The organism is Rhodococcus sp. G6(2025), assembly GCF_058628105.1.
In genome coordinates this window covers 1,525,192-1,547,729 of record NZ_CP179750.1, presented here as the reverse complement: position 1 = coordinate 1,547,729, position 22,538 = coordinate 1,525,192, and the positions used below count along the sequence as shown (strand labels likewise).

At 68.3% G+C, this 22,538-nt stretch carries 22 protein-coding genes; 10 read left to right on the top strand and 12 right to left on the bottom strand.

The genetic code is table 11. The features are described from left to right. Positions 1-3: 3 nt before the first annotated feature. Positions 4-852 (top strand): 3-hydroxybutyryl-CoA dehydrogenase, encoded by an 849-nt coding sequence (locus ACLIVD_RS07345; protein ID WP_105422728.1) that lies wholly within the window; start codon positions 4-6, stop codon positions 850-852. Here the strand turns inward: ACLIVD_RS07345 and ubiG are convergent. Beyond that, positions 849-1,682 (bottom strand): bifunctional 2-polyprenyl-6-hydroxyphenol methylase/3-demethylubiquinol 3-O-methyltransferase UbiG, encoded by an 834-nt coding sequence (ubiG, locus tag ACLIVD_RS07340; protein WP_477953438.1) that lies wholly within the window; start codon positions 1,680-1,682, stop codon positions 849-851. The two genes, ACLIVD_RS07345 and ubiG, sit on opposite strands and share 4 nt — an antisense overlap. Before the next feature lie 91 nt (positions 1,683-1,773). Here ubiG and ACLIVD_RS07335 point away from each other — a divergent pair, with 91 nt between their 5' ends. Then, positions 1,774-3,018 carry a hypothetical protein gene (locus ACLIVD_RS07335; protein ID WP_491932191.1) on the top strand — a complete coding sequence of 415 codons (1,245 nt, stop codon included), beginning with the start codon at positions 1,774-1,776 and terminating at the stop codon, positions 3,016-3,018. 87 nt (positions 3,019-3,105) lie between these two features. Next, the gene (locus tag ACLIVD_RS07330) at positions 3,106-4,551 is read left to right on the top strand and encodes an MFS transporter (RefSeq protein WP_317570977.1); all 1,446 of its coding nucleotides are present in this window, start codon (positions 3,106-3,108) and stop codon (positions 4,549-4,551) included. Positions 4,552-4,566: 15 nt separating this feature from the next. Here ACLIVD_RS07330 and ACLIVD_RS07325 read toward each other — a convergent pair whose 3' ends face one another. Together ACLIVD_RS07325 and ACLIVD_RS07320 are read right to left on the bottom strand one after the other, a co-directional pair. Beyond that, on the bottom strand, positions 4,567-4,986 hold the full coding sequence (locus tag ACLIVD_RS07325; protein ID WP_317570976.1) for a hypothetical protein: 420 nt from the start codon (positions 4,984-4,986) through the stop codon (positions 4,567-4,569). A gap of 53 nt (positions 4,987-5,039) precedes the next feature. Beyond that, a complete protein-coding gene (locus tag ACLIVD_RS07320; protein ID WP_283351568.1) occupies positions 5,040-5,567 on the bottom strand; it encodes a GNAT family N-acetyltransferase in 528 nt (175 codons plus the stop codon). 6 nt (positions 5,568-5,573) lie between these two features. Here ACLIVD_RS07320 and ACLIVD_RS07315 point away from each other — a divergent pair, with 6 nt between their 5' ends. Beyond that, a complete protein-coding gene (locus tag ACLIVD_RS07315) occupies positions 5,574-7,064 on the top strand; it encodes an MFS transporter (protein WP_317570975.1) in 1,491 nt (496 codons plus the stop codon). Here the strand turns inward: ACLIVD_RS07315 and ACLIVD_RS07310 are convergent. Continuing rightward, positions 7,045-7,734: a GTP pyrophosphokinase gene (locus ACLIVD_RS07310; RefSeq protein WP_005255930.1), complete on the bottom strand. Its 690-nt coding sequence runs from the start codon at positions 7,732-7,734 to the stop codon at positions 7,045-7,047. The genes ACLIVD_RS07315 and ACLIVD_RS07310 overlap by 20 nt on opposite strands. Beyond that, a complete protein-coding gene (locus ACLIVD_RS07305; protein ID WP_283330813.1) occupies positions 7,712-8,395 on the bottom strand; it encodes a TetR/AcrR family transcriptional regulator in 684 nt (227 codons plus the stop codon). Before ACLIVD_RS07305 ends, ACLIVD_RS07310 begins: the two co-directional genes overlap by 23 nt. A gap of 141 nt (positions 8,396-8,536) precedes the next feature. Between ACLIVD_RS07305 and ACLIVD_RS07300 the strand changes: the two genes are divergently transcribed. Next, positions 8,537-8,920, top strand: coding sequence for an RNA-binding S4 domain-containing protein (locus ACLIVD_RS07300; protein WP_280778509.1), 384 nt, complete (start codon positions 8,537-8,539; stop codon positions 8,918-8,920). A 4-nt stretch (positions 8,921-8,924) separates the two neighbouring features. Here the strand turns inward: ACLIVD_RS07300 and ACLIVD_RS07295 are convergent, their stop codons facing one another. The 4 genes from ACLIVD_RS07295 to ACLIVD_RS07280 form a co-directional block, all read right to left on the bottom strand. Next, positions 8,925-9,839, bottom strand: a complete 915-nt coding sequence (locus ACLIVD_RS07295) for a diacylglycerol kinase (RefSeq protein ID WP_280778510.1) — start codon at positions 9,837-9,839, stop codon at positions 8,925-8,927. Further along, positions 9,836-11,416 (bottom strand): FAD-binding oxidoreductase, encoded by a 1,581-nt coding sequence (locus tag ACLIVD_RS07290; RefSeq protein WP_317570982.1) that lies wholly within the window; start codon positions 11,414-11,416, stop codon positions 9,836-9,838. Before ACLIVD_RS07290 ends, ACLIVD_RS07295 begins: the two co-directional genes overlap by 4 nt. Positions 11,417-11,507: 91 nt before the next feature. Then, positions 11,508-12,776: an MFS transporter gene (locus ACLIVD_RS07285; RefSeq protein WP_317570974.1), complete on the bottom strand. Its 1,269-nt coding sequence runs from the start codon at positions 12,774-12,776 to the stop codon at positions 11,508-11,510. A gap of 45 nt (positions 12,777-12,821) precedes the next feature. Beyond that, complete coding sequence (locus ACLIVD_RS07280) at positions 12,822-13,820, bottom strand: aldo/keto reductase (RefSeq protein ID WP_105414220.1); 999 nt, start codon at positions 13,818-13,820, stop codon at positions 12,822-12,824. A gap of 84 nt (positions 13,821-13,904) precedes the next feature. On the opposite strand from ACLIVD_RS07280, the gene ACLIVD_RS07275 reads away from it, so the two are divergent. Then, positions 13,905-14,471: a TIGR03086 family metal-binding protein gene (locus tag ACLIVD_RS07275; protein ID WP_283330810.1), complete on the top strand. Its 567-nt coding sequence runs from the start codon at positions 13,905-13,907 to the stop codon at positions 14,469-14,471. Positions 14,472-14,508: 37 nt separating this feature from the next. Beyond that, on the top strand, positions 14,509-16,203 hold the full coding sequence (ilvD, locus tag ACLIVD_RS07270; protein WP_065489475.1) for a dihydroxy-acid dehydratase: 1,695 nt from the start codon (positions 14,509-14,511) through the stop codon (positions 16,201-16,203). A gap of 66 nt (positions 16,204-16,269) precedes the next feature. Here ilvD and ACLIVD_RS07265 read toward each other — a convergent pair whose 3' ends face one another. Together ACLIVD_RS07265 and ACLIVD_RS07260 are read right to left on the bottom strand one after the other, a co-directional pair. Continuing rightward, on the bottom strand, positions 16,270-16,923 hold the full coding sequence (locus ACLIVD_RS07265) for a S1 family peptidase (RefSeq protein ID WP_283330809.1): 654 nt from the start codon (positions 16,921-16,923) through the stop codon (positions 16,270-16,272). 120 nt (positions 16,924-17,043) lie between these two features. Then, positions 17,044-17,772, bottom strand: coding sequence for a DUF6319 family protein (locus ACLIVD_RS07260; protein ID WP_283330808.1), 729 nt, complete (start codon positions 17,770-17,772; stop codon positions 17,044-17,046). Positions 17,773-17,935: 163 nt separating this feature from the next. On the opposite strand from ACLIVD_RS07260, the gene ACLIVD_RS07255 reads away from it, so the two are divergent. Then, positions 17,936-18,991 carry an adenylate/guanylate cyclase domain-containing protein gene (locus tag ACLIVD_RS07255; protein WP_280778518.1) on the top strand — a complete coding sequence of 352 codons (1,056 nt, stop codon included), beginning with the start codon at positions 17,936-17,938 and terminating at the stop codon, positions 18,989-18,991. Between the two features lie 204 nt (positions 18,992-19,195). On the opposite strand, the gene ACLIVD_RS07250 is transcribed toward ACLIVD_RS07255, so the two are convergent. Beyond that, positions 19,196-19,867, bottom strand: coding sequence for a TetR/AcrR family transcriptional regulator (locus ACLIVD_RS07250; protein WP_491932189.1), 672 nt, complete (start codon positions 19,865-19,867; stop codon positions 19,196-19,198). Between the two features lie 90 nt (positions 19,868-19,957). Between ACLIVD_RS07250 and ACLIVD_RS07245 the strand changes: the two genes are divergently transcribed. Then, a complete protein-coding gene (locus ACLIVD_RS07245; protein ID WP_283330805.1) occupies positions 19,958-21,541 on the top strand; it encodes an MFS transporter in 1,584 nt (527 codons plus the stop codon). A gap of 99 nt (positions 21,542-21,640) precedes the next feature. Continuing rightward, positions 21,641-22,537, top strand: coding sequence for an AurF N-oxygenase family protein (locus ACLIVD_RS07240; protein ID WP_283351561.1), 897 nt, complete (start codon positions 21,641-21,643; stop codon positions 22,535-22,537). The last annotated feature ends 1 nt before the right edge of the window (position 22,538 follow it).

Here is a 22,538-nt window from a genome sequence, read left to right as displayed (position 1 = left end):
TTTGTGGAACTAGTAGGCGTGATCGGCGGCGGCACCATGGGTGCCGGCATCGCCGAGGTATGTATCAAGGCCGGTAGCTCGGTTCTCATCCTCGAGACCAAGCCGGAATTCGCCGAGGCCGCGCAGGCCCGGATCGAGAAGTCCCTGGCTCGCGGGGTCAAGGCGGGCAAGCTCGACCAGGACGCCGCGGATGCCGCGCTCGCCCGCGTGCGGGTCACCCTCGACATCGAGGAGTTCGCGGACCGCGACCTCGTGATCGAGGCGGCACCGGAGATCGAGGCGCTCAAGGTCGACATCTTCCAGAAGCTCGACAAGATCGTGAAGCCGTCGGGCATCTTGGCGTCCAACACGTCGTCCATCCCGCTGATCAAGATGGCCAACGCCACGCAGCGTCCCGGGCAGGTCGTGGGCGTCCACTTCTTCAACCCGGTGCCGGTGATGCCGCTGGTCGAGATCGTGGTCAGCCTGGTCACGTCGGAGGAGACCGTCCTCGCGGTCACCGACTACGCGAAGAACACGCTGCGCAAGAAGACGGTGCGGGCCGGTGACCGCGCGGGCTTCATCGTGAACGCGCTGCTCATCCCGTACCTCACGTCGGCGGTCCGGATGCTCGAGTCGGGTTACGCGACCGCCGAGGACATCGACGAGGCCATGAAGGGCGGCTGCGGCTACCCGATGGGCCCGCTGACGCTGATCGACACCGTCGGCCTCGACATCACCCTCGCCGCGGCGGAGTCGCTGTACGCGGAATTCGCCGAGCCGCACTACGCTCCCCCGACGCTGCTCAAGCGCAAGGTGGACGCCGGACAGCTCGGCAAGAAGAGCGGTAAGGGCTTCTACGACTACAGCTAGTCACGCCCGTCCGGAAGCCCGTCGCGTCGTCGCGGCGGGCTTTCGCCGTTCTTGACCGCAAATCCCATGTAGGAGATGGCCGTGCTCCGGATCTGCCCGAAGTCGAGCCGGCGACTCAACTCCCCGTAGCTGAGCCGTGTTCCGCCCGCCCGGGCGAGGTCGAGGAGCCGGAGAGGATTCTTCGACCGCGGCCCGAGCCCGACGATCTCGCCGAGCCGCAGACCGTGCCGCTCCATGATCGGTGCCAGTTCCGCCGGACGGATACACATCGACCAGTCGTGGATGGGGGTGTCGAACATCCGGGTCATCCGCCACTCCTGCATGATCTTGATCGCGACGAGCTTGCTGGCGAATGTGCGGTTGATGGTGTCGAACAGGTACAGGCCGCCGGGTTTCAGCGCACGGGACGTTTCGGCGATCACTCCGTCGAGATCCGACACGTGCTCGAGGACGTCGCAGCAGTAGACGACGTCGAACGCGGCATCCGGCACCGGCAACTGTTCGCCCGACCCGATGCGGTACTCGATGTCGAGGGCCGAGTCGGCGGCGTGACGCCGTGCGGTGTCGACCGACACCGGGGACGGATCGATGCCCGTCACCCGGAAACCGATGCGGGTGAACTCCTCCGCGAGGAACCCGCCGCCCGACCCGATGTCGAGGGCGCGGAGTCCGCGATGGTCACGACCGACCGTCTCGCCGAGCACCTTACGGAAGTAGGCGAATCGTCCCGGCGTCAGGCTTCCGTGCAGCAGGTTGAGTGGGTTGTCCTCCTCCCACCACGACTCCCCCACACGGTTGTAGACGTCGTTGTCGATGACCAAGCGGACCACCCCTTCTCTGCCGACGGCACAGCGACGACCTCCAGCCTTCTCCTGCGCGTCGGTCACTTCAAGGCCGGTGCCCTTACGCGATGCTCAGGGGATGACATTCAGGATCTCGCACGTGTGCCTGCTGCTGGGCGGGTTCGTCGCGGGAATTGCGTTGACGTCCACCACGTCCAGTGAGTTCGCGTTCGTGGTCGACGGCAACCGCCTGGGCGCGCTGTATGTCGGTCCGGCCGCAGGCGCCTTCCTCGCCGCGATCGTCGCCGTCCTGGTGGCAGCGCTGGTTCGTGCCCGCCGAATCCTGTCGACGCTGTCGTTCGCCGGCCTGGCGCTGCTGGGTGTCGCTCCGGTGACGGGGCCGTGGGACCTCGAGATGTACCTCGGCGGAGCCGGTGCGGGCCTGCTCCTCGGCGGTCTCGTCGGACTGTGCGCCACCGCCGACCGGGCATGGTTGCAGACCGCACTCGCGGCGGGGGTGCTCACCGGGCTCCTCCTCGCCGGCCCGATCGACCACTTCCGGACGTCTTTTCCCCGGCGCTACGCGGACTACCTTCCGGAACCCTTGTTCGAGCCGGTGACGCTGGCCCTCCTCGCGCTCACGGCCGTGGTTCTGGCCGTCACGCTCGCGTCCGGCGACCTCGGTGAGCGGACGGAGGTCGCGGTGAGCGGGCGCGCCCTCGTCACCGGGATCGTTCTGCCGCTGATCGGGCTGGTGCTGTACTGGTGGTTCGTTCGTCGTGTCTGGAATGTGGGCGCCGACGGTGCGATGCAGGGCCGGTGGATGTTCGGACTCGTCCTCGTCGTGGTGGTGATCGCCGCCTCGCTGTGGTTGGAGGGCCGCACCGGGATCGTGTTGCTTGCCGCTATGGCGTTCGTCGCCGCGGGGGACATCGGCGTGGCGGCGTTCCCGGACTCCTGGCCGTGGCTGCTGGTGCCGGCGACGCTCGCGCTGACGGGTGCCGTGCTCGGGAGGCGTTTCCCTCACCCGGTGTCCGGCATCGCGGCACTCGCAGTCGTGGCCGCGTCGGCGCTGTTCGAGCACCCACCGTGGGACAACCTGCACGTCGGTGCGACGTGGCTTCTCCTTCCTCTCGCGGCCTCGTACACGGTCGCGTCGAGTCTGCCGTCGAGCGAATCGGTCACCGCGATGTCGCTGGCGGCCCCGGCCGCGCTGGCCGTCCCGCTGATCGCCGACTACGGGTGGACGGCGTACACGCCGCTCGTCGGATCCGAGAGCGCGCCGGGGCCGGACTCGTGGGCGTGGACATCGACCGGACTGTCGGTGGTTGCCGTGGTCGCGTGCGGACTCGCCGCCGCCTACCTCGGAAAACGCGCCTCCTAAGCCTCATTGCACGATACATACGTTGTGCACCATGCATACGCTGTGTATGGTGCACAAATTGTGTTTCGCTCAGTTGAGGAGATTCGTGTGGACAGTCCGATGCCCGCCGTCCGACCGGGCGGCCTCGTCGCCGTGCTGGCCTTCACCGGCATCGTCGCCGCGCTCATGCAGACCCTCGTGGTGCCGCTGATCGGCGACCTCCCCCGACTGCTCGACACGACCGCCTCCAACGCGTCCTGGGTGATCACCGCGACGCTGCTCGCCGGCGCCGTGGCGACACCGGTCACCGGACGTCTCGGCGACCTGTACGGCAAGCGGCGGATGATGCTGATCTGCACGGTGCCGCTCGTCCTGGGCTCGGTGGTCTGTGCGCTCGCGACGTCCCTGGCCCCGATGGTGATCGGCCGAGGGCTGCAGGGCATCGGTGTGGGCATGATTCCGCTGGGAATCAGCGCACTGCGGGACCTGCTGCCGCCCGAGCGCCTGCACTCCTCCATCGCCTTGATGAGCTCGTCCATGGGCATCGGCGGCGCCCTCGGTCTGCCGCTCGCCGCAACGGTCGCGGAGAATGCGAGCTGGCGCGTGCTGTTCTGGGGCGCCGCCGGGCTCAGCGCGCTGATCGCCGTGCTGCTCTGGTTCTTCGTGCCTGCCACGCCCGTCCACGGGCCCAAGGCCCGCTTCGATCCCATCGGGGCAGTCGGACTGGGTGTCGGACTGGTGTCCCTGCTGCTGGCGGTGTCCAAGGGCGCCGACTGGGGCTGGGCGAGCAGCACCACCCTCGGTCTGTTCGCGACCACGGTCATCGCGTTGACGGCCTGGGGCTGGTGGGAACTCCGCACACCCGAACCGCTGGTCGACCTGCGGGTGATCGCCGGCCGTCAGGTGCTGCTGACCAACGCCGCGTCCGTCGTCGTCGGCTTCGCCATGTACGCCCAGTCCCTGATCGTTCCGCAGCTCCTGCAGTTGCCGGCGTCGACGGGATACGGCCTGGGACAGTCGATGCTGGCCATGGGCCTGTGGATGGCCCCCTCGGGTCTGATGATGATGGCGGTCTCCCCCTTCGGCGCCAAGCTGTCGTCCACCCGCGGACCGAAGGTCACCCTGCTCGTCGGAAGCCTCGTCATCGCGCTCGGCTACGGATCGTCGATGTTCCTGATGGGGTCGACGTGGGGCCTGGTCGTGGTGACCTGCATCTGCGGCTCGGGTGTCGGTCTGGCTTACGGCGCAATGCCCGCCCTGGTGATGAGCGCCGTGCCGCAGTCCGCGACCGCCTCCGCCAACAGCGTCAATTCTCTGATGCGCTCGGTCGGTACCGCGGTGTCCGCGGCCGTCGTCGGAGTGGTCCTCGCCCAGATGAGCGTCCAGGTCGCCGGCCACACCCTGCCCACCGAGGGCGGCTTCCGAACCGGCCTGTTGATCGGTTGCGGTGTCGCACTCGTCGCCGCGGCCATCACGCTGGTCATTCCCACCCGTCGCGCCAACCTCACGGCGCCGGACTCGATTCCCGAACCGCTTGCGCCGTCGAAGGTGTAGAACCTTGCCGGTTGCCTACTTGTGGAGGGCGTACCCCGCCACCGGGTTGCCGTTGATGTAGACGGTGCCCTCGTAGGTGCCGTCGGGCCTCGGGGTGATCCGGTCGGTCAGGAAGGGAAGCCCGGAGGGGCTGTAGTCGGTGACGAGGGAACCGCCCGCTTCCGGGGTGGTCATGCCGAAGATGTACGGAAAGAACACCCCGAAGTTGTCCATGACCCACCCGGGCCCGAACGTCTTGCCCTTCCAGATCAGGTCGCCACCGAGAACGTTGGTGGTGCCGAGGTATGTCCCGGCAGGCAACGGGACCGGCATCGGCGCGGGTAGCGGCGGCGGCATGGGGGCCGGCACCGGGTCTGCCGCGGCCGTCCCCGCGGCGAAGAAAGACAGGCCGGCCACCGCGACGGCCCCGACTGCGACCTTGCGCATGATGTCCATGAGTTCTCCGTATATCGAGGTGCGTGGCGGAAAGTGTCGCACGGACAGGGCCGTCACAGGGAGAGTGTGAAGAAGATGCTGTTCGGATCGTTGCCGTAGTCCCCGAACGGGGGACATTCGGTGAAGCCGTGCTCGGTGTACAGACGCCTCGCCGGGGCGAAGAAATCCTCGACGCCGGTCTCGAGGCTGAGCCGGACGTACCCGCGTGCCCGCGCCTCGTCGACGAGGTGCGCGAGGAGCCGGGTGGCCACACCCCGCCCGCGCGCCTCCGCGGCAGTCCGCATCGACTTGATCTCGCCTTCGGCCGGCGAGAGCTCACGCAGAGCCACGGTTCCCAGCACGGTCTCCTCGCCCCACAGCGTCCACACGGTGACCGACGGGTCCCGCAAACCGGGCAGATCGAGGGCGTGAACACTGTCGGGCGGCGACGTCGCACGCATGTCCGCCAGGTGCTCGGCCAGAAGACCGTGCACGGCCTCGCGGGACAGGTCGTCGACTTCGATGTACACGTGCTCGAGTATGCCGAAGCCGGCGCGAGAAATCGCAACGAGCACCCCGCTGCCTGGACGGCGGCGCACCATGGGGAGATGACCGAGACAGTGCTGCGCCTGAGCACCCGCCAGGGACGGTGGGTGGTCACCGCCACCGTTCTCGGCTCGAGCCTCGCGCTACTTGACGGCACGGTGGTGAACATCGCCCTGCCGCACATCGGCGAGGACCTCGGGTCGGATGTCGCGGGAATGCAGTGGGTCTTGAGCGGCTACACCCTCGCCCTGGCGTCGCTGATCCTGCTGGGCGGGGCGCTCGGGGATCGCTGGGGCAGGCGCCGCGTCTTCGTCTGGGGGACGGTCTGGTTCGCGGCGGCGTCACTGTTGTGCGGCATCGCACCCGACATCACGATGCTCGTGATCGCGCGGATCCTGCAGGGTGTCGGGGCCGCGATGCTGACCCCCGGCAGCCTCGCGCTGATCTCGGCGTCGATCCACGAAGACGACCGGGGCGCCGCGATCGGACTGTGGTCGGGCCTCGGCGGGGTGGCCGGGGCGATCGGACCGCTACTGGGTGGCTGGCTGGTGGAGGTGGCCGGCTGGCGGTCGGTGTTCCTGCTCAATCTTCCGCTCGCCGCCGTCGTCGTGTGGGCATCGATGCGGCACGTCCCCGAGAGCCGCGACCCGCATCCGCCCGATCATCTCGACGTGCTCGGGTCGGCGTGCGCAGTGATCGGCCTCGGCGCGCTCACCTACGGTCTGATCGAGATGAACCTGATCGCCGGGGTGGTCGGGACAGTCGCGCTGATCGCGTTCATCGTGGTGGAACGGCGCTCACCGAACGCGCTGGTGCCGCCGAGCCTGTTCGCGTCGCGCATGTTCGTGGCGGCGAACCTGGTGACGCTCGCCGTGTACGCCGCACTCGGCGGCGTCTTCTTCCTGCTGGTCCTGCAGTTGCAGTTGGTGGCCGGATACTCGCCGATCGAAGCCGGAGTCGCCACCATCCCGATCACGCTGGCGATGCTGGCGTTCTCCTCCCGCGCCGGCAGCTACGCCCAGACCCACGGCCCCAGGTTGCCGATGACCGTCGGGCCCGCACTCGCAGCGGTCGGCCTGCTGTTGATGACCCGGATCGGGCCGGGTGCGAACTATTGGACGGTCGTGCTCCCCGGCGTCGTCGTCTTCGGCCTCGGACTGTCCGCCATGGTTGCGCCGCTGACCGCCGCCGTGCTCGGGTCCGTCCCGGTGGACCAGTCCGGCATCGCCTCCGGAGTGAACAACGCCGTCGCGCGCACCAGCCAGCTACTGGCGGTGGCCGCGCTCCCCGGGATCGCCGGGATCGACGCCGAAAGCATGATCGACCCCACCAGCTTCTCGCACGGCTTCCGCATCGCGATGTACATCTGCATCGCACTGCTCCTGGTCGGGGCGACCATCGCCGCAGCCCTGATCCGGGCGCCCGCCCCGCCCGCTCCCACCCCGCTTGGTCCCGTCCCGGATTCGGTTGCATGCAAACCACATTGCGACGTCACCGGTCCGGCAGTGCAACCGGCAATCGCCCGGTCGAGCCCTACTCCACCGAAGCGATGACGTGTAGCGCTGCCCCGTGTTCGCGCACCTCGTCGTGGAGGGCCTCCATCTTGACGTCGAGATTGCGGGCCACGTCGGCAGCATCCTTCAACTCGTCCAGCAGCGCGGCCGGGACCGCCTTGTCGTACTTGTAGAAGATCTTGTGCTCGAGGCTTGCCCAGAAATCCATGGCCACCGTACGGATCTGGATCTCCACCCGCACCGATTCGACGCGGTCGGACATGAACACCGGAACCTCGACGATCAGATGCAGGCTCCGGTATCCGTTGGGTTTGGGTTCGGCGATGTAATCCTTGACCTCGATGAGGGTGATGTCCTGCTGGCCCGTCAACAGGTCGCTGATCCGGTACGCGTCCTGAATGAAGCTGCAGGTGATCCGGATTCCGGCGATGTCGTGGATGTTGTCGCGGATGGAGTCGAGAGTGAGCGGAATACCTTTGCGGGCAGCCTTGCCCAGCACGCTGTCGGCCGACTTCAGCCTCGACTTCACGTGCTCGATCGGGGTGTACTCGTGAATGTAGGTGAACTCGTCCTTCAAGATGTTGATCTTGGTCATCATCTCGTCGATGCCGAATTTGTACGACATCAGGAATCGGGTGAGATCCCGTCCCCCGTCGGAGCTTCGGAGACTCAGCAGTCCGGTCACGTCATCGGCCGTTCGCTGCTCCACACGTCACCCCCACCATTGCCTCGTGCATCGCCGACGGAGTGGGTGCAGGCGGCAGCGGTGCGGCGCCGACAGCCGAGAACGCCTGGAGCATGTAGCCCATGAGACGACGCCAGGCATCAGGGGCCGCGGCGCCCGTCGCCTCGACCACCCCCGCGTTCGCCATCAGAAGCAACACCAGGTCCTGGGAGGAGAAGTCCGCGCGCAGCCGACCCGTCTCCTTGGCGCGTTCGATCAGCCGCTCGAAGCCGCGGTAGGCCTCGGCCCGCTTCGCCTCGAATTCGCTTGCGGTGGGGAACGTCATGGTGAGCACGTGAGTGAAGCCGCGATCCTCCGCCTGCATGGCGCACACCCGCTCGACGTAGGCGCAGAAACCGTTCCACGGATCGGGGTCGGCCGCGGCCTCGTCGATGGCGTCGACGTAGGCGCTCATCTTGTCGGCGAAGACATCGGTGATCAGATCCTCCCTGGTGGGGAAACGGCGATACAACGTCGCGATGCCGACCCCGGCTCGCCGGGCGACCTCGGCCATGGAGGCCGTCAACCCTTGCTCGGCGAACACCTCCTGCGCCGCATCGACGACGCGCGAGCGGTTGCGCTCGGCGTCGGTGCGCAACGCCTGCCTGCACGCATCCCGTGCCTCTTTCGACCCCGGCTTCACCATGAACTCGATGCTACCTGAAGTGGAAAGCACACTCCGTTTATCGTGTCAGCCCACGCCCGGCGTTCTGGACGACCGCGCCCGATACCTCGAGGCGGCACCCGCGATCAGCAATCGAGTCGCACCCTTTCGTATCCTGGTCGGGTGGCGATTTCCGGTACCGATCCCGCGAGCGTCCGGGTCGACAGCTGGACCTGGGCGATCCGGCTGTTCAAGACACGCTCCGCGGCGGCGGCCGCCTGCAGGTCGGGGCACGTGCGGGTCAACGGCACCACCGCCAAACCGGCGCAGGCGGTCAAGGCCGGTGACGAGGTCCGCATTCGCGCGGCGGGTGTCGAACGCATCGTCGAGGTCGTCCGGCCGATCACCAAACGGGTCGGCGCGGTGGTGGCGGTCGAGTGCTACACCGACAACACACCGCCGCCCCCACCGCGCGAAGTCCTCGCGTCGATACCGCAGCGCGACCGCGGCGCCGGCAGGCCCACCAAACGCGAACGCCGCGAGATGGACCGGTTGCGCGGGTTGTGACCGCTCAGGCCGGGGTGTGGCTGAGGATGCGCAGGGCGTCCGGCACCGCCTCGATGGTGACCGGCAGCGGGCCGACCCGGTCGCCGTCCGCGTAGGCCGTGATGCCGTCGCACTGCAGTCGCACCGTCCGTGAACGGTAGGTCTGTACATCGGGGAGATCCACGTGTGTGCCCTTGTAGACCCGGGGGAACAAGCGGACCAGCCTCGACCGGCGACCGTAGTCGACGACCGTGACGTCGAGCAGGCCGTCGGTCTTGTCGGCACCCGGGCAGATCTGCATGCCGCCGCCGTAGGAGCGTCCGTTGCCCACCGCCACGAGGGTGGCGTCCACCTGGAACGTCTCCTCGTCCAGTTCGATGGTGTAGTGCAGCGGGCGGAGCTGCGTCAGTTCGGCGAGCATCGCGAGGTTGTACCGCATCGGACCCTTCGGCCAGGACATCCGGTTGGCGCGGTCCGTGACGAGCGAGTCGAATCCGCTCGCGACGATGGTGCCCGCCCACACCACCGCGCCGTCTGTGAGCGTGATCCTGGCGAGGTCGGACTCCTGCACCTCCCCGTCGGCGATCACGTCGGCCGCGGCGACGGGATCGCCGACGGGGATACCGAATTCGCGCGCGTGGTCGTTGCCGGTGCCGGCCGGGATCAGTCCGACCGGTGTCCCGGACTGCGCCGCCGCCTGCAACCCGATGCTGATGGCGCCGTCCCCGCCGACGACGACGAGCGCGTCGGTGCCGTCGTCGATCGCCCGGCGGGCCAGCATGCGCGCGTGATCGGCGTCCGTCCCGATGATCTCGGTGACGGCGACCCCGCGCTCACGCAGGCGGGCCACCCCCTTGCGGCCGGCGACGGGTGCGTGACCGTGCCCGGCGAGGGGGTTGACGAGGACGGTGACCTTCTCGATCACCTGCTGGGTGCTCACGGAATCAGCTTGCCGGGGTTGAGGATTCCCGCCGGGTCGACCGTGTCCTTGACCGCCCGCAGGATCGCGACGCCCAGGTCGCCGATCTCGTCCCGCATCCACGGGCGGTGGTCGACCCCGACCGCGTGGTGGTGCGTGATGGTGCCGCCGGCGGCGACGATCGCATCCCCGGCGGCGGCCTTGGCCTTCCGCCACTGTTCGATCGGGTCGTCCGCCTGCGCGGACACGACAGTGAAGTACAGCGAGGCGCCGGTCGGGTACGTGTGCGAGATGTGACAGAGGACGAGCGGCGGGGTGCCCTGCCCGGACAGCGACTCCGTCAGCGCGGTGGTCACGGCCGTGCGGAGCGCAGCGAGGTTGCCCCAGGTGGTCGCGGTTTCCAGCGTCTCACACAGCGCTCCGGCGTCGAGCAGCGAGTCGCGCAGGTACGGCGCGTCGAAACGGCCGTGCTCCCAGCCGTTTCCGGGTCCCTCGCCCAGGGACGTGCCGCCGTGCGCCACCAGGACGGCACGTGCCTCCGCCGTCCGCTCCGCGGTGTGCTCGGCCGTGCCCTCGAACGTCGTGATCGCCAGGCAGCCGCCGGTGACGGTCTCCTCACCGATCTTGTCGGTGGTCGCGAGGTTCACCGCCGTCTCCGCCTCGTCGGACAGTCGCAACACGGTCGGGACCGCACCTTCCTGCCGCAGCGCCCGCAGAGCCGCCGCGCCCGTCTCGAAGTCGGGGAAACTCCACCCTTCCCGGACGGTGGTGTCGGGGATCGCGTGCACCCGCACCCGCACCCGGGTGATGACACCGAGCGTGCCCTCCGACCCGACGAACAGTTCGCCGAGGTCCGGACCCGCCGCGGAGGCCGGGGCGCGCCCCGTGTCGAGGGTCCCGGTGGGGGTCACCACCCGCAGTCCCTGCACCATGTCCTCGAACCGCCCGTACCCCGCGGACGCCTGCCCCGACGACCGGGTGGCCGCGAAGCCGCCGATGGTCGCGAACATGAAGCTCTGCGGGAAGTGCCCGAGCGAGAAGCCGTGCGCGCCGAGCAGTTCCTCGGCCAGCGGACCCGTCACACCCGCTCCCAGCGTCGCGATGCCGGAGTCGGTGTCGAGGTCGACGAGCGCGTCGAACCGGCGCAGGTCCAGCGAGACGACGGCGTCGAATCGGTCGCGCACGGGGTCGAGCCCGCCGACCACGCTCGTTCCGCCACCGAACGGCACCACGGCGATGCCGTGGTCGGCGCAGTATCGGAGCACGTCGGCGACCTCGTCGTCCGTGCCGGGAGTGACCACGGCGTCGGGTGCGTTCTGCGGTTCCGTGCTGCGGCGGCGCAGCAGGTCGAGCGTGCTCTTGCCGCCGGAACGCAGCAGCCGGTCGGAGTGCGCGGTGCTGCAGAACTGTTCTCCGACGATGTCCGCGAGCGCGGCGACCTGCTGGTCGGACAGTGCGCTCGGAGCCAGAACGACGTCGTCGGCCGCCCGGTCGGAGGGCTCCCTGATCGTGACGCCGAGGGCCTGCTGCAGCAGTCCCTTGATGCCGTCCGAGAGGACCTTGTGCTTTTCCGGCGCGCCCCAGGCGTCCCACTGCATCGGGGGTGCCGTCAGGACGGCGTGATCTTCCGATCGCTCATTGCTCATGCGTTATAGTGTTACATATCATGTAAGAGTGTAACTAGCCCTTTCAGCGACCGCCCCGCTCCCGCCACACCTGACGGATGGGCCGCAACACCAACCCCATCTGCTTCCGCGTCTTCCCCCGCGTCACCAGAACACCCGTGATCGCCACGATCCAGACCGGGTACTGCACGAGCCAGGCCACCCGGAACGCGTCGAACGAGTACCCGCCCATCGCGTCGAGAATGAGACCCATCGCCTGGATGACCAGCAACGACGCCAGGAAGCCGCCGATGTTGACCATTCCCTGCGCCGTTCCCATGCTGGTGCTGGGATTGAACATGCGGGCGTAGTCGAAGCCGATCATGGAACCGGGGCCGCCCACCGAGATCACCATCACCAGCACGATCAGCAACCACATCGGCGCCGGACCCGACAGCGACAGGACGACGGTCCAGATCGCCGCGTTGCTGATCATGATGGCCAGCACCAGATAGGAGCGGCGCATCGGGAAGCGGCCGCTGAGGATGCCGATGATCGGCCCGGCCACGATCGCCGAGATCACCGACAGCGTCAGCAGCGAACCGGCCTCCGCCGGCGACAACCCCTGCGCCGACCTCAGGTACGGCACACCCCACAGCAGGGCGAACGTGGTCATCGAGAACTGCGTGCCCATGTGCGTGAAGAACCCGAGCCGGGTGCCGGGGCGGCCCCACACGGCGCGGATCTGTCTACCCACCTCCCGCAGTCCGGCGGGCGCGGCCACCACCTCCAGACCGGGAGGCGCATTGCGGATGACGGAGACGGCGAGCACGAACGACAGCAAACCGAGCGACGCCGCGCTGCCGTACGCGAAACTCCAGCCCGGCCCGTTCAGCAACAGCATCAACGGCAGCGCCGACAGGATCTGACCGATCTGACCGAAGATTCCGGTCAGCTGCGACACGAGCGGGACCCGCCGCGGCGCGAACCACTGCGGCACCAGGCGCAGCACGGAGATGAACGTCATCGCGTCGCCGACGCCGACGAGAACGCGCGCGGCGACCGCCAGCGGCAGCGATTCGGTGAGCGCGAGGAGCATCTGCGCCGAGGCCATGATGAGGGCGCCCGCGGAAATCATGATCCGCGACCCGTACCGGTCGAGGAGCACACCGGCCGGGATCTGCATCCCCGCGTACACCACGATCTGGAGTACGACGAACCCCGACAACACACTCGGACTGATCGAAAATCGTTCCGTCGCCGCGAGGCCCGACACACCGAACGAGGTTCGGTGCAGGACGGCGACGATATAAGCGACAACCCCGACGCCCCACACCAACCACACTCTGCTCATCGCAGATCAAACTACCCCCCAGCAGGCATTACCCGCTGAGTGAAGTCACTCGCGACCCAGCGACACCCAGGTCGGATCGGCCGTGCGCTCGCCGACGGTGAGATCCGCGAGCAGGTCCAGACGCGCGATCTGCCCCTCGGTCAGCGTGAGTGCGAGCGCGCCGGCGTTCTCCGTGACGCGCGCCGCGAACCGGGTGCCGGGAATCGACACGGACGGCAACCCGAATTCGCGGCCCTTCGCGTCCAGCCACGCCAGCGACACCTGGGCGGGCGTCGCGTCGAGCTCGGCAGCGACCTCGCGGACGACGTCGAGCACCTTGAGGTTCGCGGGCAGCGCATCGTCGCCGAAACGCGGGAACCGGCGGCGCAGATCCTTGTCGCCCAGCGTGGCCGGGTCGTACGTTCCGGTGAGGAAGCCGCGGCCCACCGGGGAGTACGGCACGAAGCCGATGCCCAGTTCGGCCGCCGCGGGAACCACGTGCTTCTCGACGTCGCGACTCCAGATGCTCCACTCGCTCTGGATCGCGGCGATCGGGTGCACCTGTGACGCGCGACGCAGTTCGTCGCCGGTCGCCTCCGACAGTCCGATGTTGCGGACCTTGCCTGCCTTCACCTGTTCCGCGATCGCGCCGACGGTGTCCTCGATGGGCACCTCGGGGTCGACACGGTGCAGGTAGTACAGATCGACGGTGTCGACGCCGAGCCGGGACAGCGATTCGTCGAGGGCCTGCGCCACGTAGTCGGGCTTGCCGTTGATGCTGCGCCGGCCGTTCGCGATGTTGCCGACGAGACCGAACTTGGTGGCCAGCTGCACCTCGTCGCGGCGTTCCTTCAGCACCGTGCCCACCGCGATCTCACTCGCGCCGTCTCCGTACACGTTGGCCGTGTCGATGAACGTCACTCCGATGTCGATGGCGTGGTGGAGGGTCGCGAGCGCCTCCGCGGCATCGACGGGGCCGTACACGGGGGCGACGGACATGGCGCCGTAGCCCTGCGCGCTGACGGTGAGGCCTTCGGACAACTGCACGGTGGGGATGTTGGTCATGCGCCCCATCCTTCCCGAGCACCCCGACAGGTGCATCGTTTGGAATCGCGCTGATCGTGACCCGGCTGCCTCTACCCTGAAGGCATGGCATTCGACTGGTTCGAACTCGCCCGCATCGCCCACCGCGAGTTCGGTGCACGGGTCGCCGCGATCACCGACTGGTCGGCGCCGACCCCGGACCGCGAATGGGACGTCACCCAGCTGGTGCGGCACGTCATCGAGGAACAGCAGTGGGTTCCCCCACTACTTGCCGGGAAGACGGTCGGCGAAGCGACCCCGGACATCGAGCCGCTGCACGGCGACATGCGCTCGGAATGGCAGCGGTATTCGGACGCGGCCATCCACGCGTGGTCGTCGACCGACCCGCAGACGAAGGTCCACCTGTCCTACGGGACGGTGCCACTCGAGCCGTATCTGCGGCAGCAGATCGCCGACGTCACCATCCACGCATGGGACCTCGCCAAGGCCACCGGATCCGACGACACACTCGACCCGCAACTCGTCGCCGGCGTCTGGTCGGATCTCGACGGCCAACGCGAGATGCTCTCCGAGAGCGGACTGTTCGCCGACCCCGTCGACCTTCCGGACGACGCGCCGCTGCAGGACCGCCTGATCGCCCTGACCGGTCGCGATCCCCGGCAACGCATTTAACCAACCGCCGCCGAGGGTCCCGCCTACGCTGGGACACATGAGTACCCCGGATCCCAAACCCCGCAGCCGCGATGTCACCGACGGACTGGAGAAGACCGCAGCGCGCGGAATGCTCCGTGCGGTGGGCATGGGCGACGACGACTGGGGGAAATCCCAGATCGGCGTGGCGTCGTCCTGGAACGAGATCACCCCCTGCAACCTGTCGCTCGACCGGCTCGCGAAGGCCGTCAAGGACGGCGTCCACGCCGCAGGCGGATATCCCCTCGAGTTCGGCACCATCTCCGTGTCCGACGGCATCTCGATGGGACACGAGGGCATGCACTTCTCCCTCGTCTCCCGTGAGGTGATCGCCGACAGCGTGGAAACGGTGATGCAGGCCGAACGCCTCGACGGGTCGGTGCTGCTCGCCGGTTGCGACAAGTCCCTGCCCGGCATGCTGATGGCCGCGGCCCGTCTCGACCTCGCGAGCGTGTTCCTCTACGCCGGTTCGATCCTGCCGGGTGTCGCCAAACTGTCCGACGGCACCGAACGCGACGTCACCATCATCGACGCGTTCGAGGCAGTCGGCGCCTGTTCACGCGGACTGATGAGCCGTGAGGACGTCGACGCCATCGAACGTGCCATCTGTCCCGGCGAGGGCGCGTGCGGCGGAATGTACACCGCGAACACGATGGCCAGCGCCGCCGAGGCGCTCGGCATGTCACTGCCCGGCAGCGCCTCCCCGCCCGCCACCGACCGTCGTCGCGACGGATTCGCGAGGCGCAGCGGTGAAGCCGTCGTCGAACTGCTCCGCCGCGGCATCACCGCCAGGGACATCCTCACCAAGGAGGCGTTCGAGAACGCCATCGCCGTGGTCATGGCCTTCGGCGGTTCCACCAACGCCGTCCTGCACCTGCTGGCGATCGCGAGCGAAGCGGATGTGGAACTCACCCTCGACGACTTCTCCCGCGTCGGCGCCCGCGTCCCGCACCTCGCGGACGTCAAACCGTTCGGCAAGCACGTGATGAAGGACGTCGACCACATCGGTGGCGTCCCCGTCATCATGAAGGCCCTGCTCGACGCCGGGATGCTGCACGGCGACTGCCTCACCGTCACCGGCAAGACCATGGCCGAGAACCTGTCGGCAATCGCCCCTCCCGACCCGGACGGCAAGGTGCTCCGCGCGATGAGTTCGCCCATCCACCCGACCGGCGGGATCACGATCCTCAAGGGGTCCCTCGCCCCGGGCGGCGCGGTGGTGAAGTCGGCCGGGTTCGACTCCGACGTCTTCACCGGCACCGCCCGCGTCTTCGAACGGGAACGGGCCGCGATGGACGCCCTCGAGGACGGCACCATCACGAACGGCGACGTCGTGGTCATCCGCTACGAGGGTCCCAAGGGCGGACCCGGCATGCGCGAGATGCTCGCGATCACCGGCGCGATCAAGGGTGCCGGACTGGGCAAGGACGTCCTCCTGCTCACCGACGGCCGATTCTCCGGCGGCACCACCGGCCTGTGCGTCGGCCACGTGGCACCGGAGGCCGTCGACGGTGGTCCCATCGCGTTCGTCCGCGACGGCGACCAAATCCGGCTGGACGTCGGGACGGGCACCCTCGAACTGCTCGTCGACGAAGAGGAACTCGCCGGCCGCAAGAACGGGTGGGAGCCGCTGCCCCCGCGCTACACCCGCGGGGTCCTGGCCAAGTACACGAAGCTGGTCGGTTCCGCGTCGGGCGGCGCCGTCTGCGGGTAGGCGCTTCGCGCCCGTGCGCCTTTCTGGTTGTCCTGGCTACCAAAAAGGCGCACGGGCCCGGAGGGCCTAGATGGGCCGGAACCCGGCGCCGGGACCGCCGCTCGCGTTCATGTCGGCGATGATCGAGTTGAGGTTGGTGCCGATCTCCGGGCCGATGCACGGTGCCGCGAGGTAGGCGTTGACCATGGCCACCAGGGTGGTGCCGACGACCATCGGTGCGCCCGAGTCACCCTCGATCACGCAGGCCTGGGTCCACGTCTCCCCTGTCTGCATGAGGTCGCCGTAGACGATGCCGCAGGTGTTGCCCGTGGTGCGGCCTTCTTTGCACGCCACCTGCGGGAAGGCTGCCGGTGCGCCGATGTGGGTGATGGTGACGCCGCCGACCCGGTTGACCGGGACGACCTCCGCCGGGTCGAACTGGATCACCGCGTAGTCGAGAGCGGGATTGGAGACGACGAACTCTCCGACGATGCCGCTGTCCTGACTGGCTTCGGGCACCACGTAGGAGCCCGGTTCACCGCAGTGACCCGCCGTCAGGCCGACAAGCCTGCCCGCGTTGTCGTGTCCGATGGTGGTGAGTGAGCAGACGAGTTCGTCGTTCACCACGATCCCCGAACCGCCCCCCAAGACGGCGGCCGGAGCTGCTGTCGCGGACCCCGCCGCAACGAATCCCAGAATTCCCGCTGTCGCCGCAACAACCGCCGCGAATCGTTTCAACATTTTTCGAACCTTCCCGGATGAGCCCCGACGGCCGCGTGTCTCCCCATAAGAATCCCACCCCACGCAAGACCTGTGGGGGGAATGCCGATGTAGAGACCGCGACCGTTACTCACCCGGACGCTACTCGACGGCGCCGAGTGCCTCCAGTGCCTTGCGGGCGTCCTCGAGTTGCCGGCTCAGCTCGTCCACCCGGGCCGCCGCGAGGTTGCGTGCCGCCACGATGATCGACTCGACGGCCTCGATCGCCGTCTCCTCGCCGAGTTCCCGGACGGCGCGTTCGACGGCGTCCGGAGAGACGGGGACGGCCTTGCCGGGGCGCTTGGCGCCGTGCGCGACGGTGACGCTCCAGTCGTTGTCGGCGCCGGCGTGGATGGTGACACTGACCCCCGCGGGCACTTTCTTGCTGGTGCGTTTGGCCGGTGCCGCGGCGGGTTTCGGGACCGCGGCAGCGGCGGGCGCAGGCGTCGCGACGGTCTTGGCGGCGGGTGCCTTGGGGGCTGCAGTCTTGGGGGCGGGGGGCGGGCCGGGTTCGATCTCCTGGTGCACGACCGGTGTCGCGCGGGCGGCGGGTGCGGGCGCAGGCTTGGGTGCCGGAATTCGTCTCATCAGAAGCTCCTCCGCTTCGAAGGGGAGCTCGTCGTCGACGCCCTTGGGTCGGATCAAGAGCGTATTGCCTTGCACCGAGATAACTTTCGCCGAGGCTCCGGCCTCGAGCCCGAGGCTGGGCATCGCCTCGCGCAGATACACGGTGGCCCGCTTACCTTCCGCGATCGCGGCAGCGAGGGTCTCGAGATTCTCCGCGGTCAGGTGATCCGGTGCGGCGGCACCGGAACGTCTACGGGGCGGCATGCGCTGTCCTTTCTGGTCTGTCTCCTGGTTACGCTCGTGAGCACCGCAACTCTCGCACACCCCACCGACGGTTCCGCATCGGACGGGCTCGCACAGTGGCAGATTGAGAGGGCGGACGCACCGGCGATCGTGCGGGCGGATCGAACGTAATGAGAGGAACGACGTGACCTCGGAAGCACCGGAGAACGGCGACGAGACCGCAACGACGACGCAGATCTCACCGAGCCTGCTCCGCGACGTCCAGGCCGATCTCGAGGAGTCGCTTCTGGGCGGGCCCCGCCGCTACACGCGGGCCGAGATCGCCGACTTCGCGGGGGTGTCCCTCGAACGGGCCGACCGCCTGTGGGTGTCGATGGGTTTCGCGGTCGACACCGATCCGGACGGCGTCATGTTCACCGAGGGGGACGCCGCCGCGTTGCGCACGATCGCGTCGCTCGTCGGTCAGGGGATCATCTCGCCGGAACGCGAGGTGGCGGCGGCTCGTGCTCTCGGCCAGTCGATGTCGCGGCTCGCCGAATGGCAGGTCTCGTTGATCAGCACCCACATCGTCGATCAGCTCGCGGGGTCCGCGGGCAGCGACGAGCAGGCCATCCGGGAGCAGGTGCGCGAACTCACCGCCGAGATCCTTCCAGCGGTCGAGTCGTTGCAGGCGTACGTGTGGCGCAGGCACATCGCCTCGACCACCGGTCGCAATGTCGGGAACCCCGGCGAGGAGGTCGCGAGCCGGAAACTGGTGGTCGGCTTTGCGGACATCGTCGGGTACACGTCGCTGACCCGTCAGCTCGGTGCCCGGGAACTGAGCGACCTTCTGGAACGATTCGAGTCGGCGTCGACGTCGGTCATCGGCCGGCATCAGGGGTGGGTGGTGAAGACGGTCGGCGACGAGGTGATGTTCGCCGTCGAGTCGCCGGCCGATGCGGCGGAGATCGCCCTGCAGCTGCAGGAGAAGGTTTTGCCGGACGAGGCGGACCCCGAACTGCGGGTAGGACTCGCGATGGGTCCGGTGCTCGTCCGGTTCGGCGACCTCTACGGCTCCGTCGTCAACACCGCGGCGCGACTCACCGGTTCGGCGCGTCCCGGCACGGTGCTGATCGACGAGGCGCTCGCCCACGAACTCGCCGACGCTCCCGGTTACTACCTCAAGCAGCTACGTCCACGACGCGTTCGAGGGATTCGACGACTCGAACAGTTCGTGCTGCGTCGAGACCGGGACGCCTAGCGACCGTCAGCTTCCGAAGGGAAGGGTTCCGGGCGGGATGGAGTATCCGCTGCTGCCGGCGGCGACGCCGCCCCAAGCACCGAGGAGCCAGTTGAGTGCATCAGTGATCATCGAGAAACCTTCCCACACCATTCATTCGATACGCGCGGCATCCGGTGCCGCGCGCACGTGCCACGGTAATGACGACGCGCGGAGCTGTCGACGTCACAACGCCTGAGCAGGCGGTATCTCGAGGAGCGTCGGCTTCGCGGGACCCGCGGCGACCTGGGCGGCGCGTGCGGCGAGGAAGTCGTCGACGATCTGCTCACAGGCGGTCCGTCCCAGCGGGGTCAGGGTCGCGAGCCGGGTGAAGACGAGCGGTCCGATGAGTTGGGCGAGAGCGAGGTCGTAGTCGAATTCGCCGAGGCGTTCGGTCGCCTCCCGTGTGCCGAAGACCTGGTCGAATGCCGCCCGGTACTGCTCGACGATGGTCTGCCTCAGCGTCCGCAGTTCCGGTTTGTCCGACTCGACAGCGGTCGCGCTCGAGTAGTCGTCCAGCGCGGGGCCCATGCCGAGCCAGCACATGGCCGTCACGTTCATGGGGGCACTCTCGATGAGTTTCGCCTGACTGACCATCAGCTCGACCAGCCGGTCGCGGAGGTCGCCGTCGGCGGGCACGGTCGGCGCGGGTGGGAGCAGCCGCCCGAACGCCGCGGCGACCAGTTCGGTGCCGTTGCCGAAATGCCGGTAGAGCGTGGCCCGGGCCACGTTCGCCAGCTTGGTGACGGCGTCGATCGTCACGGCGTCGGTGCCACCCCTCGCGAGAAGAGTTGTCGCGGCGTCGAGAAGTCTCGCGCGAGAGCGCTGCCTGCGGGGATCCTGCTCGGTCATCTGCACCGCCCGTTCCTGCCACTGCCGCACCTCTTGTGAACTACCAGTCTACCAACGATACTGACAGTCTCGTTACTTCCACGGAGGGATTACATCGTGCGCTCTCGGGACTCCGCACCACCGCAGGACACCGAACAGAGCAACACCACCGGCTGGACCCTTCGGCAGATCTGGATGCTGACCGTCGCGTGCTGCGCGGTCGCACTCGTCGTTGCGGCGATGGCCGCACTGAACACCGCCCTGCCCGACCTCGCCCGCGACACCGGCGCCAGCCAGAGCCAGCTCACCTGGATCGTCGACGGCTACACCCTCACCCTCGCCGCACTCCTGCTTCCCGCCGGCGCACTCGGCGACCGCTACGGCCGCCGCGGCCTCCTCATGTTCGGACTGCTGATCTTCGGCCTGGGTGCCGCCATTCCGATCCTGAACGACAGCCCGGAGTGGATCATCGGGTCCCGCGCGGTCGCCGGCATCGGCGCGGCCTTCGTGATGCCGGCGACGCTGTCGCTGCTCACCGCCGGTTTTCCACTGTCCCAGCGCGGCCGGGCCGTCGGCATCTGGTCGGGTGTCGCCGGGTCGGGCGCGATCGCCGGACTGCTGGTCTCGGGACTGCTGCTCGAACAGTGGTCGTGGAAGGCGATCTTCGTGAGCCTCGCCGTGGTGTCCGGCGTCCTCTTCCTCACCGGATTCACCATCGCCTCCTCACGCCAGACCGACCAGGCGCCGCTCGACCTTCCCGGCACCGTGACGATCGCGGCGGCGGTGGGCCTGTTCGTGCTCGGCACGATCGAGGCGCCGCACCGCGGCTGGCTGGACCCTGCCGTCGTCGGGCTCATGGCGGGTGGCGTCGCCGCCGCGGTGGCGTTCGCGCTCGTCGAGTTGCGCCGCGAGCATCCGCTCCTCGACGTCCGGCTCTTCGCCAACCGCGCCTTCGGGTCGGGGTCGATGTCGTTGCTGATGCAGTTCCTCGCCATCCTCGGGCTCTTCTTCTTCGCGGTGCAGTACCTGCAACTGGTGCTGAGCTACTCGCCGCTGGAGTCGGCGCTCGCGCTCGCCCCCATCGCGGTACCCGTGATGATGCTGTCCGCGGGGATGCCGTTCGTCCTCCCCTATGTCGGCCTCCGCCCGCTGCTGTCCGTCGGCGCCGCGATTCTCGGTGTCGGAATCCTGCTGATGGTCCGGCTCGACGAGTACTCGAGTTACCCCCAGGTGGCTCTGCCGCTGGTCGTGGCCGCGTTCGGCATCGGCCTGTGCACGGCACCCGCCACCACCGCAATCGTGCAGAACACTCCCGATGAGAAACAGGGAGTGGCGTCCGCGGTCAACGACACGGCACGCGAGATCGGGGCGGCGATCGGCGTCGCACTGGCAGGCAGCATCTTGGCCGCGGGGTACGGCAGGCACGTCCAGCCGGCCGTCGACGCCGTCCCCGACGTCGCGAAGGAGCCCGTGTCGAGTTCCCTGGCCGCCGCGCTGCACGTCGCCCAGTCGGCGGGACCGCAGGGCGAGCAGCTCGCGAGCTTCGCCCGGAAAGCGTTCCTCGAGGGAATGGACGAGGCGTCCATCGCCCTGGCCTGCGTGTGCTTTGCGGCCGCGGTGGTGCTCGCGGTGTGGGCGCCGGGCCGGAAAGGGTCGTCTCCGGCGCCGCGGAAGGACGAGGAACTGGCCGACGTCGACTGATCGGACGTTGCCCTTGTGACCGCCGTCATTGTATCGTTCAGTATCAGTTACTGAATGTCACAGTTAGTTGACCGCCTAGTCACAGAACAAGGGGTAGTGATGACCGCATCGATCGTCGTCTCCGACCGCGAAGAGACCGCCCAGCGCTTGCTGGCGTCGTCGGCACGCAAGTCCTACGACCCGATGGTCGAGGTCGACTGGGAAGCACCGATCCCCGACGACAAGTTCGGTCTCACCCCCGAGTGGAGCACGCTGTACGGCACCGCCCTCTGGGACGAGATGACCGAAGAGCAGAAGATCGAGCTCACCAAGCACGAGGCCGCCAGTGTCTCCAGCGTCGGACTGTGGTTCGAGATCCTGCTCATGCAGATGCTGCTGCGCGACGTGTACGGCCGGGACAAGCACTCGCGCCACGTCCAGTTCGCGCTCACCGAGGTGGCCGACGAATGCCGCCACTCGGTGATGTTCGCCCGCGCCGGTGAACGCCTCAACATGCCGAGCTACGGCCCGCACCCCGCGATCCACAAGCTCGGACGCATCTGGGGCGGCTTATTCCGGGGCGCCAACGCGTACGCCAGCGTGATGGCCGCCGAGGAGATCCTCGACATGATGCAGCGCGACTTCATGAAGGACGAGCGCGTCCAGCCCGTCACCCGAACGGTGAGCAAGATCCACGTCCTCGAAGAGGCCCGCCACATCCGCTTCGCCCGCGAAGAGGTCGGCCGCCGCATCGAGGGTGCCAGCTGGGCACGACTGCAGTTCGAGCGCCTCAACACCGCGGTGGTCGTGTACTTCGTGATGAAGAGCATGATCCGCAAGGACGTGTATGCGAACGCCGGACTCGACCCGGAGCGGGCCGCCGCCGAGGCCAAGAACAACCAGCACTACAAGGACACCGTTCGCACGTCCGGTTCCAAGTTGATGCAGTTCCTCGATGGCGTCGGCCTCGTCGGCGGCCCGTCCAAGCGCCTCTACAAGAGGGTCCATCTCCTCTGAC